Below are 12,935 nucleotides of genomic sequence, written 5' to 3'. Positions count from 1 at the left end.
ACATGTATACGAAGATTTTAGGTACCGGCAGCTACCTGCCAAAACAAGTGCGTACCAACGCCGATCTGGAAAAAATGGTAGATACGTCTGACGAGTGGATTGTCACGCGCACAGGTATCCGTGAACGTCGTATCGCCGCGCCAGACGAAACCGTGTCCACCATGGGTTACGAAGCCGCACAGCGTGCTATCGAGATGGCGGGCATTGATAAAGAACAGATCGGTTTGATCGTGGTGGCCACGACGTCTGCTACACATGCTTTCCCAAGCGCGGCATGCCAGGTGCAGAATATGCTCGGCATTAAAGGTTGCCCGGCGTTTGACGTTGCCGCTGCGTGCGCAGGTTTTACCTATGCGCTGAGCGTTGCCGATCAGTACGTGAAGTCCGGAGCCGTCAAATATGCGCTGGTGATCGGTGCTGACGTGCTGGCGCGTACCTGCGATCCAACCGATCGCGGAACGATCATTATTTTTGGTGATGGTGCGGGCGCGGTGCTGCTGGGGCAGTCCGAAGAGCCGGGTATCATCTCTACGCATCTGCATGCTGATGGCAGCTACGGTGAGCTTTTGACCCTGCCTAACGCCGATCGCGTTAATCCGGACAACTCGATTTACCTGACCATGGCAGGGAACGAGGTGTTCAAGGTGGCGGTGACTGAGCTTGCGCACATTGTTGATGAAACGCTGGAAGCGAATAACCTTGAGCGCTCCGCGCTCGACTGGCTGGTGCCGCATCAGGCGAACCTGCGTATCATCAGCGCGACCGCGAAAAAGCTGGGCATGTCGATGGATAACGTTGTGGTGACGCTGGATCGTCACGGCAACACCTCTGCGGCGTCAGTACCGTGCGCATTTGATGAAGCGGTACGCGACGGGCGAATCAAACGGGGCCAGCTGGTCTTGCTTGAAGCCTTCGGTGGCGGGTTCACCTGGGGTTCCGCGCTGGTTCGTTTCTAGAATAAGGATTAAAAAATGACGCAATTTGCTTTTGTGTTCCCGGGTCAGGGCTCTCAAACCGTTGGGATGTTGTCTGAAATGGCAGCACACTATCCGGTCATTGAAGAGACTTTCCGTGAAGCTTCTGATGCGCTGGGTTATGATTTATGGGCGCTGACCCAGCAGGGCCCGGCCGAAGAACTGAACAAAACCTGGCAGACACAGCCAGCGCTGCTGACAGCGTCCGTTGCGCTGTGGCGTGTCTGGCAGCAGCAGGGCGGTAAAGCGCCAGCGCTGCTCGCGGGCCATAGTCTGGGTGAATACTCAGCGCTGGTCTGTTCCGGTGTGATCGCGTTTGCTGACGCCGTACGTCTGGTGGAACTGCGCGGTAAATTCATGCAGGAAGCGGTGCCGGAAGGCACAGGTGGCATGTCTGCTATCATCGGTCTGGATGATGCTGCGATTGCAAAAGCGTGTGAAGAATCTGCTGAAGGGCAGGTGGTTTCACCGGTTAACTTCAACTCGCCGGGCCAGGTGGTTATCGCTGGTCATAAAGAAGCGGTTGAGCGTGCCGGTGCTGCCTGTAAAGCTGCTGGCGCGAAACGCGCGCTGCCGCTGCCGGTCAGCGTGCCGTCCCACTGTGCGTTAATGAAGCCAGCCGCCGAGAAACTGGCGGTTGAGCTGGAAAAAATTACGTTTAACGCACCGACGATTGCCGTTGTGAACAACGTCGACGTGAAATGCGAAACCGCCCCGGAAGCTATCCGCGACGCACTGGTTCGCCAGCTCTACAGCCCGGTACAGTGGACCAAAACCGTTGAGTTTATGGCCGCTCAGGGCGTTGAGCATCTGTATGAAGTCGGCCCAGGGAAAGTCCTCACCGGTCTGACGAAACGTATTGTTGACACCCTGACAGCCTCGGCGATTAACGAGCCGGAAGCGATGTCAGCGGCACTCTCGCAATAAAAGAGGAATACCATGAGTTTTGAAGGAAAAATCGCCCTGGTGACTGGCGCAAGCCGCGGCATCGGGCGTGCAATTGCTGAAACACTGGTTGCGCGCGGCGCGAAGGTGATTGGTACAGCAACCAGCGAGAATGGCGCGCAGGCCATCAGCGAGTATCTGGGTGCGAACGGTAAAGGTCTGGTACTGAATGTGACCGAACCAGCATCTATCGAATCTGTTCTGGAAAATATTCGCGCAGAGTTTGGTGAAGTGGATATTCTGGTCAATAATGCCGGGATCACGCGCGACAACCTTCTGATGCGAATGAAAGATGACGAGTGGAACGATATTATCGAAACCAACCTGTCATCTGTATTCCGTCTGTCAAAAGCGGTAATGCGCGCTATGATGAAAAAGCGTCATGGTCGTATTATCACTGTTGGTTCTGTGGTTGGTACCATGGGAAATGCTGGTCAGGCTAACTACGCTGCGGCGAAAGCAGGTCTGATCGGTTTCAGTAAATCGCTGGCGCGTGAAGTCGCGTCCCGCGGGATTACTGTAAACGTTGTTGCTCCGGGCTTTATTGAAACGGACATGACGCGTGCGCTGACCGATGAGCAGCGTGCGGGTACACTGGCGGCAGTTCCGGCGGGTCGTCTTGGCGATCCTAAAGAAATCGCCAGTGCGGTTGCATTTTTAGCCTCTGACGAAGCGGGTTACATCACTGGTGAGACCCTCCACGTCAACGGCGGGATGTACATGGTTTAATCACGATCGAAAATATTTGCGTTATTAGGGCAAATGGCCTCAAAATAACGTAAAATCGTGGTAAGACCTGCCGGGATTTAGTTGCAAATTTTTCAACATTTTATACACTACGAAAACCATCGCGAAAGCGAGTTTTGATAGGAAATTTAAGAGTATGAGCACTATCGAAGAACGCGTTAAGAAAATTATCGGCGAACAGCTGGGCGTTAAGCAGGAAGAAGTTGTGAACTCCGCTTCCTTCGTTGAAGACCTGGGCGCAGATTCTCTTGACACCGTTGAGCTGGTAATGGCTCTGGAAGAAGAGTTTGATACTGAGATTCCGGACGAAGAAGCTGAGAAAATCACCACCGTTCAGGCTGCCATTGATTACATCAACGGCCACCAGGCGTAAGTGAACATCTCCAGGCGGTCATTCGACCGCCTGAGTTTTATCTTTTTTAGTCCCACGAATCTCTTTTTTTATCCCTCCCTGGAGGACAAACGTGTCTAAGCGTCGTGTAGTTGTGACCGGACTTGGCATGTTGTCTCCTGTCGGCAATACCGTAGAGTCCACCTGGAAAGCTCTCCTTGCCGGTCAGAGCGGCATCAGCCTAATCGACCATTTCGATACTAGCGCCTATGCAACGAAATTTGCTGGCTTAGTAAAGGATTTTAACTGTGAAGAGATCATCTCGCGCAAAGAACAGCGCAAGATGGATGCCTTCATTCAATATGGAATTGTCGCTGGCGTTCAGGCCATGCAGGATTCTGGCCTTGAGATTACGGAAGAGAACGCAACCCGTATCGGCGCTGCTATCGGCTCCGGGATTGGCGGTCTTGGCCTGATCGAGGAAAACCATACATCGCTGATGAATGGCGGACCGCGTAAGATCAGCCCGTTCTTCGTTCCGTCCACGATTGTTAACATGGTGGCAGGTCACCTGACCATTATGTTCGGCCTGCGTGGGCCAAGCATTTCTATCGCTACCGCGTGTACGTCTGGCGTGCATAACATCGGCCAGGCCGCGCGTATCATTGCGTACGGCGATGCAGATGCTATGGTTGCGGGCGGTGCTGAAAAAGCCAGTACCCCATTGGGTGTTGGTGGCTTTGGTGCAGCGCGTGCGCTTTCTACCCGTAACGATAATCCTCAGGCGGCGAGCCGTCCGTGGGATAAAGACCGCGATGGTTTCGTGTTGGGTGACGGCGCAGGTATGCTCGTGCTGGAAGAGTACGAACATGCGAAAAAACGCGGTGCGAAAATTTATGCTGAAGTCGTTGGCTTTGGTATGAGCAGCGATGCTTATCACATGACCTCTCCTCCGGAGAACGGTGCGGGCGCTGCGCTGGCGATGGAAAACGCGATCCGTGATGCGGGTATTACCCCAGCGCAGATTGGCTACGTTAACGCTCACGGTACCTCTACGCCAGCAGGCGACAAAGCTGAAGCGCAGGCTGTGAAGTCTATCTTCGGCGAGTCTGCCAGCCGCGTACTGGTTAGCTCCACGAAATCTATGACCGGTCACCTGCTGGGTGCTGCGGGTGCAGTAGAGTCCATCTACTCTATCCTTGCGCTGCGCGATCAGGCTGTTCCGCCAACCATCAACCTGGATAACCCGGATGAAGGTTGCGATCTGGACTTCGTTCCTCATGAAGCGCGCCAGGTTAGCGGTATGGAGTACACCCTGTGTAACTCCTTCGGCTTTGGCGGCACGAATGGTTCTCTGATCTTCAAAAAGGTCTGAGCCTGACGGCCCGAAAGCTATAAAAAAAGGTCCGCTTGCCGGGCCTTTTTTATTAAGCCTAATCTTCTTGTCGGTTGCATGGCATCCTGCCAGACTAAACGCCCACGCATAAGGAGCCACCATGTTTTTAATTAATGGCCTTGAGCAAGACACGCTGCCAGCAAGCGACAGGGCGACGCAGTTTGGCGATGGCTGCTTTACGACAGCGCGTATTCTGGAAGGCGACGTGTGCTTGCTTGATGCACACCTCCGCCGGTTACAAGACGCCTGCCAGACGTTACTGATCCCTTTTACGCAGTGGGAAATTCTTGAACATGAGATGCGTCAGCTGGCGTCAGGTAAAACCAGCGGTGTCTTAAAGGTTATCATTAGCCGAGGCAGCGGTGGGCGGGGGTACAGCGGTGCCGCCTGTCAGCATCCAACACGTATTCTCTCTGTTTCAGCTTATCCTGCTCACTATGCGCGCTGGCGTGAAGAGGGCGTGACGTTGACGCTGAGCCCGGTGCGGCTGGGGCGAAACCCGATGCTTGCCGGACTAAAACATCTTAACCGCCTTGAACAGGTGCTTATTCGTACTCATCTTGAACAGACGGACGCCGATGAGGCGCTAGTCCTTGACAGCGAAGGGTTCATTACGGAATGCTGTGCGGCTAATTTACTCTGGCGGAAGGGCCGTGAGGTCTTCACCCCTTCGCTGGCGCAGGCTGGCGTTAACGGAATCATGCGCCAGTTTTGTTTGCAACAGCTGGCACATGCAGGCTTTCGCGTTGTCGAAGTAAACGCGAAGGAAGAGGCGCTGCTTTCCGCCGATGAAGTTGTGATCTGCAATGCCTTGATGCCTGTTATCGCCGTCCGTGCGTATGACCAACAGCGCTGGTCTTCGCGCGAGCTGTTCCAGTTTTTAGCCCCGATATGTGAGCAAACCAGATAGTCATGAAGAAAATGTTGCGTTTTGTCCTTCTCCTTATTATTGCGCTGGGCATTGCTGGCGGAGCGGGAGTATGGAAAGTCCGCCAGCTGGCGAACAGTAAAATCTTGATTAAAGACGAGACGATTTTTACCCTGAAAGCCGGTACCGGGCGGATGGCGCTGGGCGAGCAGCTTTACGGGGATAAAATCATTAACCGTCCTCGTGTGTTCCAGTGGTTATTGCGTATTGAGCCTGACCTATCTCACTTCAAGGCTGGTACCTACCGCTTTACGCCCGGCATGACAGTCAGAGAGATGCTGCAACTGCTGGAAAGCGGTAAAGAAGCCCAGTTCCCGCTGCGTTTTGTCGAAGGTATGCGCCTGAGCGATTACCTCAAACAGCTGCGCGATGCGCCGTATATCAAACATACCCTGAAGGACGACAGCTACCAGACGGTGGCCGACGTGCTCAAGTTTGAGCATCCCGAGTGGGTAGAGGGCTGGTTCTGGCCGGATACCTGGATGTACACCGCAGGCACGACCGATGTGGCGATCCTGAAGCGGGCACACAAAAAAATGGTCGCCGCCGTGGACGCCGCCTGGGAAGGGCGAATGGATGGTTTACCTTATAAAGATCAAAATCAGTTTGTTACCATGGCCTCGATTATCGAGAAAGAGACCGCCGTTGCCGCCGAGCGCGATCGGGTGGCGTCAGTATTTATCAATCGTCTGCGCATTGGTATGCGCCTGCAAACCGACCCTACCGTCATCTACGGCATGGGAGAGAACTATACGGGCAAGATTTCCAGAAAAGATCTGGAAACGCCAACGGCGTATAATACCTACGTGATTAGCGGTTTACCGCCTGGCCCGATTGCCACGCCTAGCGAGGCTTCTCTAAAAGCCGCCGCGCACCCGGCGAAAACACCGTATCTCTATTTTGTGGCTGATGGAAAAGGGGGGCATACCTTTAACACCAACCTTGCCAGCCACAATCGCTCTGTTCAGGACTATCTGAAGGCACTTAAGGAAAAAAATGCGCAGTAAATACATTGTCATTGAGGGACTCGAAGGGGCGGGTAAAACCACTGCCCGCAACGTAGTGGTGGATACGCTGAAATCGCTTGGCGTCGCCGACATGGTCTTCACCCGCGAGCCGGGCGGTACACAACTTGCGGAGAAACTGCGCAGCCTGGTGCTGGATATTAAATCCGTTGGCGACGAAGTTATCACTGACAAAGCCGAAGTGTTGATGTTCTACGCGGCGCGCGTACAACTGGTTGAGACGGTGATCAAACCCGCGTTGGCCGAGGGTAAATGGGTGATCGGCGATCGCCACGATCTGTCGACTCAGGCCTACCAGGGCGGGGGACGCGGTATTGACCAGACGATGCTGGCAACGCTGCGCGATGCCGTACTGGGTGATTTTCGCCCCGACCTGACCCTCTATCTGGATGTTACGCCGGAAGTGGGCCTCAAGCGCGCCCGCGCGCGCGGCGAGCTGGACCGCATTGAACAAGAGTCCTTTGATTTCTTTAACCGCACCCGTGCGCGCTATCTTGAGCTGGCGGCACAGGATAGCGCTATTCGTACCATCGATGCGACGCAGTCGCTGGATGACGTCACGCACAACATCCAGCAGACCGTTACGCAGTGGGTACAGGAGCAGCAGGCATGAAATGGTATCCATGGTTGCGTCCGCACTTTGAGCAGCTGATCGGCAGCTATCAGGCGGGGCGGGGGCATCATGCGTTACTGATTCAGGCATTGCCAGGGATGGGGGATGAGGCGCTAATTTATGCCCTCACCCGTTTTCTGATGTGCCAGCAGCCGGAAGGGCACAAAAGCTGTGGTAAGTGCCGCGGCTGCCAGCTGATGCAGGCGGGCACACATCCTGACTACTACACCCTTGAGCCTGAGAAGGGCAAGAGCGCGCTGGGTATTGATGCCGTGCGTGAGGTCAGTGAAAAATTGTACGAACATGCGCGTCTGGGTGGCGCTAAGGTCGTCTTGCTCAAAGACGCCACCCTGCTGACCGAGGCGGCGGCTAACGCCCTGCTTAAGACTCTTGAAGAGCCGCCGGAAAAAACGTGGTTTTTCCTCTCGTGCCGCGATCCGGGACGATTGCTGGCGACGTTGCGCAGCCGCTGCCGTCTTCATCACCTTGCGGTGCCTCAGGAATCATGGGCGCTGAGCTGGCTGGAGCGAGAGGTGACAACGTCACCTGAAAGTGCGCTGTCCGCCTTGCGCCTGAGTAGCGGCGCGCCCGCGGCGGCGCTGGCCTTGCTGCAACCTGACGTCTGGTCACAGCGAGAAGCGCTCTGCCGGGCCGTCGAAGCGGCGCTGAATAACAACGACTGGCTAAGCTTACTCCCGACACTTAACAGCGATAGTGCCGTTGAGCGTCTGCACTGGCTGGCCGCGTTGCTGCTGGATGCCCTTAAAATTCAGCAAGGGGCAACGCTGCTGACTAACCCTGACGCGTGGCCACTGGTGAGTACGCTGGCGAACCGCCTCTCCGGCGCGATTCTTCACGCGATGCTTCATGAAGTTTGCCAGAGCCGCGAACAGCTTTTAACCGTGACGGGTCTTAATCGCGAGCTTTTACTGACCGACCAGTTACTGCGTATTGAACATTACCTGCAACCCGGCGTCACACCGCCAGTTTCCCATCTCTGAGAGAGACATTATGTTTTTAGTCGACTCACACTGCCATCTTGATGGCCTGGATTATCAATCCCTGCATAAAAACGTGGATGACGTGCTGGAAAAAGCCGCTGCCCGCGATGTGAAATTCTGCCTTGCGGTGGCGACGACGCTGCCGGGTTATCGCACCATGCGTGAGCTGGTGGGCGTTCGCGACAACGTGGTGTTCTCCTGCGGCGTGCATCCGCTGAATCAGGACGAGGCGTATGACGTTGAGGAACTGCGCCGACTGGCAGCAGAAGAGGGCGTGGTGGCGATGGGGGAGACCGGCCTGGACTATTTTTACACGCCGGAAACGAAACCGCGGCAGCAGGAGTCCTTCCGCCATCATATCCGCATTGGCCGCGAACTGAACAAGCCGGTCATTGTGCATACCCGCGATGCGCGTGCCGAAACCCTGGCGATCCTTCGGGAAGAAAACGTGACGGATTGCGGTGGCGTACTACACTGTTTCACAGAAGACAGAGAAACGGCGGGTAAACTGCTTGATTTAGGGTTTTATATTTCGTTTTCCGGGATCGTGACGTTCCGTAACGCTGAGCAGCTCCGGGATGCCGCGCGTTATGTTCCGCTCGATCGCATTCTGGTGGAGACAGACTCTCCGTATCTGGCCCCGGTTCCGCATCGCGGTAAAGAGAACCAACCGGCGATGACGCGAGACGTGGCTGAGTACATGGCCGTACTGAAGGGCGTCAGCATCGAAGAGCTGGCCCGCGTGACCACGGAAAACTTCTCAACGCTGTTCCATATTGACCCCGCCCGCCTGCAATCTGTCTGATACACCTGTTTTTTTTAGGCTCGTAATTAATAAATAAAACGAGTAAAGTTCACCGCCTCATTTGGGGCGGTGAGGGTGTTTTTAGACACATCCGGACATGCTTTTTGTAAATAACTGAAAGTTTTTCGACCGCCTTAAGCTGAAACGTGATAGCCGTCAAACAAACTCAGAGGGAATTATTTTACTCTGTGTAATAAATAAAGGGCGCTTAGATGTCCTGTCCACGGCACGGTACTCCCCCCGGGCCAATGCGTGAAAGCGTAAAAAAAGCACAAATACTCAGGAGCACTCTCAATTATGTTTAAGAATGCATTTGCTAACCTGCAAAAGGTCGGTAAATCGCTGATGCTGCCAGTATCCGTACTGCCTATCGCAGGTATCCTGCTGGGTGTCGGTTCTGCTAACTTCAGCTGGCTGCCAGCCGTAGTGTCCCATGTGATGGCCGAAGCAGGCGGTTCTGTCTTTGCTAACATGCCACTGATCTTCGCGATCGGTGTGGCTCTGGGCTTCACCAATAACGACGGCGTATCTGCGCTGGCTGCAGTGGTTGCTTACGGCATCATGGTGAAAACCATGGCTGTGGTTGCGCCGCTGGTTCTGCATTTACCGGCAGAAGAGATCGCCGCGAAACACCTGGCGGACACCGGTGTTCTGGGCGGTATCATTTCCGGTGCGATTGCAGCGTACATGTTCAACCGCTTCTATCGCATCAAGCTGCCTGAGTACCTGGGCTTCTTCGCGGGCAAGCGTTTCGTTCCGATCATCTCTGGTCTGGCAGCGATTTTCACTGGCGTGATCCTGTCCTTCATCTGGCCACCAATCGGCTCCGCTATCCAGACCTTCTCTCAGTGGGCTGCTTACCAGAACCCGGTCGTGGCGTTTGGTATCTACGGCTTCATCGAGCGTTGCCTGGTGCCATTCGGTCTGCACCACATCTGGAACGTTCCATTCCAGATGCAGATTGGTGAATTCACCAACGCAGCAGGCCAGGTATTCCACGGCGATATCCCACGTTACATGGCGGGTGACCCAACTGCAGGTAAACTGTCTGGTGGCTTCCTGTTCAAAATGTACGGTCTGCCAGCAGCGGCGATTGCTATCTGGCACTCTGCTAAGCCAGAGAACCGTGCAAAAGTGGGCGGTATCATGATCTCCGCAGCGCTGACCTCGTTCCTGACCGGTATCACCGAGCCGATCGAGTTCTCCTTCATGTTCGTTGCGCCGATCCTGTACGTCATCCACGCGATTCTGGCGGGCCTGGCGTTCCCAATCTGTATTCTGCTGGGTATGCGTGACGGTACGTCCTTCTCTCACGGTCTGATCGACTTCATCGTTCTGTCCGGTAACAGCAGCAAACTGTGGCTGTTCCCAATCGTGGGTGCGTGCTATGCCGTTGTTTACTACACCATCTTCCGCGTGCTGATTAAAGCACTGGACCTGAAAACCCCAGGCCGTGAAGATGCGACAGAAGACAGCAAAGCTGGCGCGACCAGCGAAATGGCCCCGGCACTGGTTGCCGCGTTCGGCGGTAAAGAGAACATCACTAACCTGGACGCGTGCATCACTCGTCTACGTGTGAGCGTTGCCGACGTCGCGAAAGTAGACCAGCCGGGTCTGAAAAAACTGGGCGCAGCGGGCGTGGTTGTTGCAGGTTCTGGTGTACAGGCAATTTTCGGTACGAAATCCGATAACCTGAAAACCGAAATGGATGAATACATCCGCAACAACTAAGCTGTGACCTGGGGAGACTAAGGCAGCCGAATGGCTGCCTTTTTTATTTCTGTCTTAAAAAAATGCAGCAGCACGCTTTAACGGTCACTCTTCGTTCAGCTGATGAACATTCAGGAAAGAAATCGAGGGAGGAGGTTGAAAGGACAGGAGAAACTCGCTCATACTCTTGAATTGTGTCACGCACTCAACCAGAGCGTGTGTTAACAGCAATTGCTCGCGCCAGATTAAACAAAAAAGGAAAAGGTCATGGCTGAAGAAACGATTTTCAGTAAAATTATCCGTCGCGAAATCCCGTCGGATATCGTCTATCAGGATGAACTGGTAACGGCTTTCCGGGATATTTCCCCTCAGGCCCCGACGCACGTCCTTATCATTCCCAATATTCTGATTCCGACCGTAAACGACGTAAAAACCGAGCATGAAGTGGCGTTAGGTCGTATGCTGACGGTGGCCGCGAAAATCGCTGAACAGGAAGGCATTGCAGAAGACGGTTACCGTCTGATCATGAACTGCAACCGTCATGGTGGCCAGGAAGTTTATCATATTCACATGCATCTGCTGGGTGGACGTCCTCTGGGGCCGATGCTGGCACATAAAGGTCTTTGATATGCGTAAAGGGCGTATTGCAGCGCTGGTATTGACGATGATGATTGTGGGGTGCAGCTCGCGCCCGGCGATCCCCGTGAACGATGAACAGACGCTGGTGATGGAATCCTCCGTGCTTGCCGCGGGCATCACGGCGCAACAACCCGTGCTGACCATCAGTGAAATCAATTCCTCTGCCTCCTCTACGCTCTTTAATGAAAGACATGAACCCGTGACGGTCCACTACCGTTTTTTCTGGTATGACGTAAGAGGTCTTGAAATGCATCCGCTGGAGGCGCCGCGCAGCGTCACCATTCCGGCCAGATCGTCGGTAACGCTCTATGGCAGCGCCAACTATCTGGGTGCGCATAAGGTGAGACTTTATCTTTATCTCTAAGGGGTGAACCTTGATTAAAAACTTGAGCCGCTATGCGCTCGTGACAGCTTTCGCGCTGTTCCTGGCGGGGTGTGTGACCCGAACTGAACAGCCAGCGCCTGTGGAAGAGGCGAAACCGGGCACTGAACAGCCGACACAGCCAACGCAGCCGCAGCCAACCGTGCCGTCTGTGCCGTCTATTCCGTCACAGCCTGGCCCGATTGAGCATCCGGACCAGACGTCGCAGCCCACGCCGCGCGTGCGCCATTACGACTGGAATGGGGCAATGCAGCCCATGGTCGGCAAAATGCTGCAGGCACAGGGCGTGACGGCAGGCAGCGTGTTGTTGGTCGATAGCGTGAACAACCGTACCAACGGTTCGCTGAACGCGGGTGAAGCGACAGAAACGCTGCGCAATGCGCTGGCAAACAACGGTAAGTTTACGCTGGTCTCGGCTCAGCAGCTCGCGGTAGCCAAACAGCAGCTGGGCCTGTCGCCGCAGGATAGCCTCGGCACACGCAGCAAGGCGATCGGCATTGCCCGTAACGTTGGCGCACAGTATGTGCTGTACTCTAACGCCACCGGTAACGTGAATACACCGGCCCTGCAGATGCAGCTGATGCTGGTTCAGACAGGCGAAATTATCTGGTCAGGTAAAGGTGCGGTTACGCAACAATGACAGCACGCGTGAAGAGATTCTGACGCGCTATTTTCCTCAGTACCGCCTTATCGCGCCGCAGGCCCACTCCGGGCTTGGCGGCGCGAGTTGCATTATAGCGCAGGGGGAACGACGCCTGGTCTTGCGGCAACATCACGACCCCTATGCGCCTGCCTCCCATTTCCGTCGTCAGTTTCGCGCCCTGAGGCGCCTTCCGTCAGATCTCGTGCCTGCCCCCCGTTTTTTCAGCGAGGGCTGGATGGCCGTCGACTATCTGGACGGTGACGTGAAAAGCGCGCTGCCGGACACGCCGACGCTCGCGGCAATGCTGTATCATCTGCACCGACAGCCACGTCTGGGATGGCGAATCACGTTATACCCGCTGCTTGAACGCTACTGGCAGCAGGCCGCGCCTGACAGACGCACTCCAGTGTGGCTGGCACATCTCAAGCGGTTGCGTAAAGCAGGCGAGCCGCAGCCGATTCGGCTATCGCCGCTGCACATGGATGTTCATGCCGGAAATATTGTGCATACGGCAGAGGGCATCAGGCTCATCGACTGGGAATACGCCGGAGATGGCGATGTGGCGCTGGAGCTGGCGGCAGTCTGGACGGAGAGTGACGACGCGCGGCAGAGGCTTATCAGGGACTACGCCGAGGTGGCGCACATTGACGCCGACGCGCTGAGGCGTCAGGTCAAACGCTGGCGGCCATGGGTCGTCATGTTAATGGCTGGCTGGTTTGAAATGCGCTATCAGCAGTCAAGAGACAAACATTTTATTGCGCTGGCAGACGATGCCTGGCGTCAGTTATAAACGAAA

The 12,935-nt window shown here is 55.2% G+C and carries 15 protein-coding genes; all 15 read left to right on the top strand.

Features of this window, described 5'->3' with window-relative positions; genetic code table 11:
- Window positions 1–2 precede the first annotated feature (2 nt).
- The 15 genes from ACOTXI_RS00885 (at window position 3) to thiK (ending at window position 12,929) form a co-directional block, all read left to right on the top strand.
- The gene (locus ACOTXI_RS00885; RefSeq protein WP_008500797.1) at window positions 3–956 is read left to right on the top strand and encodes a beta-ketoacyl-ACP synthase III; all 954 of its coding nucleotides are present in this window, start codon (window positions 3–5) and stop codon (window positions 954–956) included.
- Between the two features lie 15 nt (window positions 957–971).
- On the top strand, window positions 972–1,901 hold the full coding sequence (gene fabD, locus ACOTXI_RS00880; protein WP_058654590.1) for an ACP S-malonyltransferase: 930 nt from the start codon (window positions 972–974) through the stop codon (window positions 1,899–1,901).
- 12 nt (window positions 1,902–1,913) lie between these two features.
- A complete protein-coding gene (fabG, locus tag ACOTXI_RS00875; protein ID WP_008500795.1) occupies window positions 1,914–2,648 on the top strand; it encodes a 3-oxoacyl-ACP reductase FabG in 735 nt (244 codons plus the stop codon).
- Window positions 2,649–2,802: 154 nt separating this feature from the next.
- Entirely contained in the window at window positions 2,803–3,039 is a 237-nt protein-coding gene (acpP, locus tag ACOTXI_RS00870; protein ID WP_003857954.1) for an acyl carrier protein, read from the top strand.
- Between the two features lie 91 nt (window positions 3,040–3,130).
- The gene (gene fabF / locus ACOTXI_RS00865) at window positions 3,131–4,372 is read left to right on the top strand and encodes a beta-ketoacyl-ACP synthase II (protein WP_008500794.1); all 1,242 of its coding nucleotides are present in this window, start codon (window positions 3,131–3,133) and stop codon (window positions 4,370–4,372) included.
- 121 nt (window positions 4,373–4,493) lie between these two features.
- The gene (pabC, locus tag ACOTXI_RS00860; protein WP_045352899.1) at window positions 4,494–5,303 is read left to right on the top strand and encodes an aminodeoxychorismate lyase; all 810 of its coding nucleotides are present in this window, start codon (window positions 4,494–4,496) and stop codon (window positions 5,301–5,303) included.
- A gap of 2 nt (window positions 5,304–5,305) precedes the next feature.
- Window positions 5,306–6,328 (top strand): cell division protein YceG, encoded by a 1,023-nt coding sequence (gene yceG / locus ACOTXI_RS00855; protein ID WP_025911808.1) that lies wholly within the window; start codon window positions 5,306–5,308, stop codon window positions 6,326–6,328.
- Window positions 6,318–6,959, top strand: a complete 642-nt coding sequence (tmk, locus tag ACOTXI_RS00850; RefSeq protein ID WP_008500791.1) for a dTMP kinase — start codon at window positions 6,318–6,320, stop codon at window positions 6,957–6,959. The genes yceG and tmk overlap by 11 nt, the downstream gene beginning before the upstream one ends.
- Window positions 6,956–7,960 (top strand): DNA polymerase III subunit delta', encoded by a 1,005-nt coding sequence (gene holB, locus ACOTXI_RS00845; RefSeq protein WP_008500790.1) that lies wholly within the window; start codon window positions 6,956–6,958, stop codon window positions 7,958–7,960. Before tmk ends, holB begins: the two co-directional genes overlap by 4 nt.
- 10 nt (window positions 7,961–7,970) lie before the next feature.
- On the top strand, window positions 7,971–8,765 hold the full coding sequence (locus ACOTXI_RS00840; protein ID WP_058654587.1) for a metal-dependent hydrolase: 795 nt from the start codon (window positions 7,971–7,973) through the stop codon (window positions 8,763–8,765).
- Window positions 8,766–9,062: 297 nt separating this feature from the next.
- Window positions 9,063–10,496: a PTS glucose transporter subunit IIBC gene (gene ptsG / locus ACOTXI_RS00835; protein WP_008500788.1), complete on the top strand. Its 1,434-nt coding sequence runs from the start codon at window positions 9,063–9,065 to the stop codon at window positions 10,494–10,496.
- A gap of 246 nt (window positions 10,497–10,742) precedes the next feature.
- Window positions 10,743–11,102: a purine nucleoside phosphoramidase gene (hinT, locus tag ACOTXI_RS00830; protein ID WP_008500786.1), complete on the top strand. Its 360-nt coding sequence runs from the start codon at window positions 10,743–10,745 to the stop codon at window positions 11,100–11,102.
- Window position 11,103: 1 nt separating this feature from the next.
- Entirely contained in the window at window positions 11,104–11,478 is a 375-nt protein-coding gene (locus ACOTXI_RS00825; protein ID WP_008500785.1) for a YcfL family protein, read from the top strand.
- A gap of 10 nt (window positions 11,479–11,488) precedes the next feature.
- On the top strand, window positions 11,489–12,136 hold the full coding sequence (gene lpoB / locus ACOTXI_RS00820; protein ID WP_008500784.1) for a penicillin-binding protein activator LpoB: 648 nt from the start codon (window positions 11,489–11,491) through the stop codon (window positions 12,134–12,136).
- The gene (gene thiK, locus ACOTXI_RS00815) at window positions 12,117–12,929 is read left to right on the top strand and encodes a thiamine kinase (RefSeq protein ID WP_058654586.1); all 813 of its coding nucleotides are present in this window, start codon (window positions 12,117–12,119) and stop codon (window positions 12,927–12,929) included. Before lpoB ends, thiK begins: the two co-directional genes overlap by 20 nt.
- Window positions 12,930–12,935: the final 6 nt, after the last annotated feature.

The organism is Enterobacter cloacae complex sp. BZL2005 (assembly GCF_049238885.1).
Classification (GTDB): domain Bacteria; phylum Pseudomonadota; class Gammaproteobacteria; order Enterobacterales; family Enterobacteriaceae; genus Enterobacter; species Enterobacter roggenkampii.
This window is presented reverse-complemented; position numbering and strand designations above follow the sequence as displayed.

What these genes read in the sequence shown, in the direction of transcription:
- ACOTXI_RS00885 (WP_008500797.1), top strand. Translation starts at nt 3, where the DNA reads ATGTATACGAAGATTTTAGGTACCGGCAGCTACCTGCCAAAACAAGTG.
- fabD (WP_058654590.1), top strand. Translation starts at nt 972, where the DNA reads ATGACGCAATTTGCTTTTGTGTTCCCGGGTCAGGGCTCTCAAACCGTT.
- fabG (WP_008500795.1), top strand. Translation starts at nt 1,914, where the DNA reads ATGAGTTTTGAAGGAAAAATCGCCCTGGTGACTGGCGCAAGCCGCGGC.
- acpP (WP_003857954.1), top strand. Translation starts at nt 2,803, where the DNA reads ATGAGCACTATCGAAGAACGCGTTAAGAAAATTATCGGCGAACAGCTG.
- pabC (WP_045352899.1), top strand. Translation starts at nt 4,494, where the DNA reads ATGTTTTTAATTAATGGCCTTGAGCAAGACACGCTGCCAGCAAGCGAC.
- yceG (WP_025911808.1), top strand. Translation starts at nt 5,306, where the DNA reads ATGAAGAAAATGTTGCGTTTTGTCCTTCTCCTTATTATTGCGCTGGGC.
- tmk (WP_008500791.1), top strand. Translation starts at nt 6,318, where the DNA reads ATGCGCAGTAAATACATTGTCATTGAGGGACTCGAAGGGGCGGGTAAA.
- holB (WP_008500790.1), top strand. Translation starts at nt 6,956, where the DNA reads ATGAAATGGTATCCATGGTTGCGTCCGCACTTTGAGCAGCTGATCGGC.
- ACOTXI_RS00840 (WP_058654587.1), top strand. Translation starts at nt 7,971, where the DNA reads ATGTTTTTAGTCGACTCACACTGCCATCTTGATGGCCTGGATTATCAA.
- ptsG (WP_008500788.1), top strand. Translation starts at nt 9,063, where the DNA reads ATGTTTAAGAATGCATTTGCTAACCTGCAAAAGGTCGGTAAATCGCTG.
- hinT (WP_008500786.1), top strand. Translation starts at nt 10,743, where the DNA reads ATGGCTGAAGAAACGATTTTCAGTAAAATTATCCGTCGCGAAATCCCG.
- ACOTXI_RS00825 (WP_008500785.1), top strand. Translation starts at nt 11,104, where the DNA reads ATGCGTAAAGGGCGTATTGCAGCGCTGGTATTGACGATGATGATTGTG.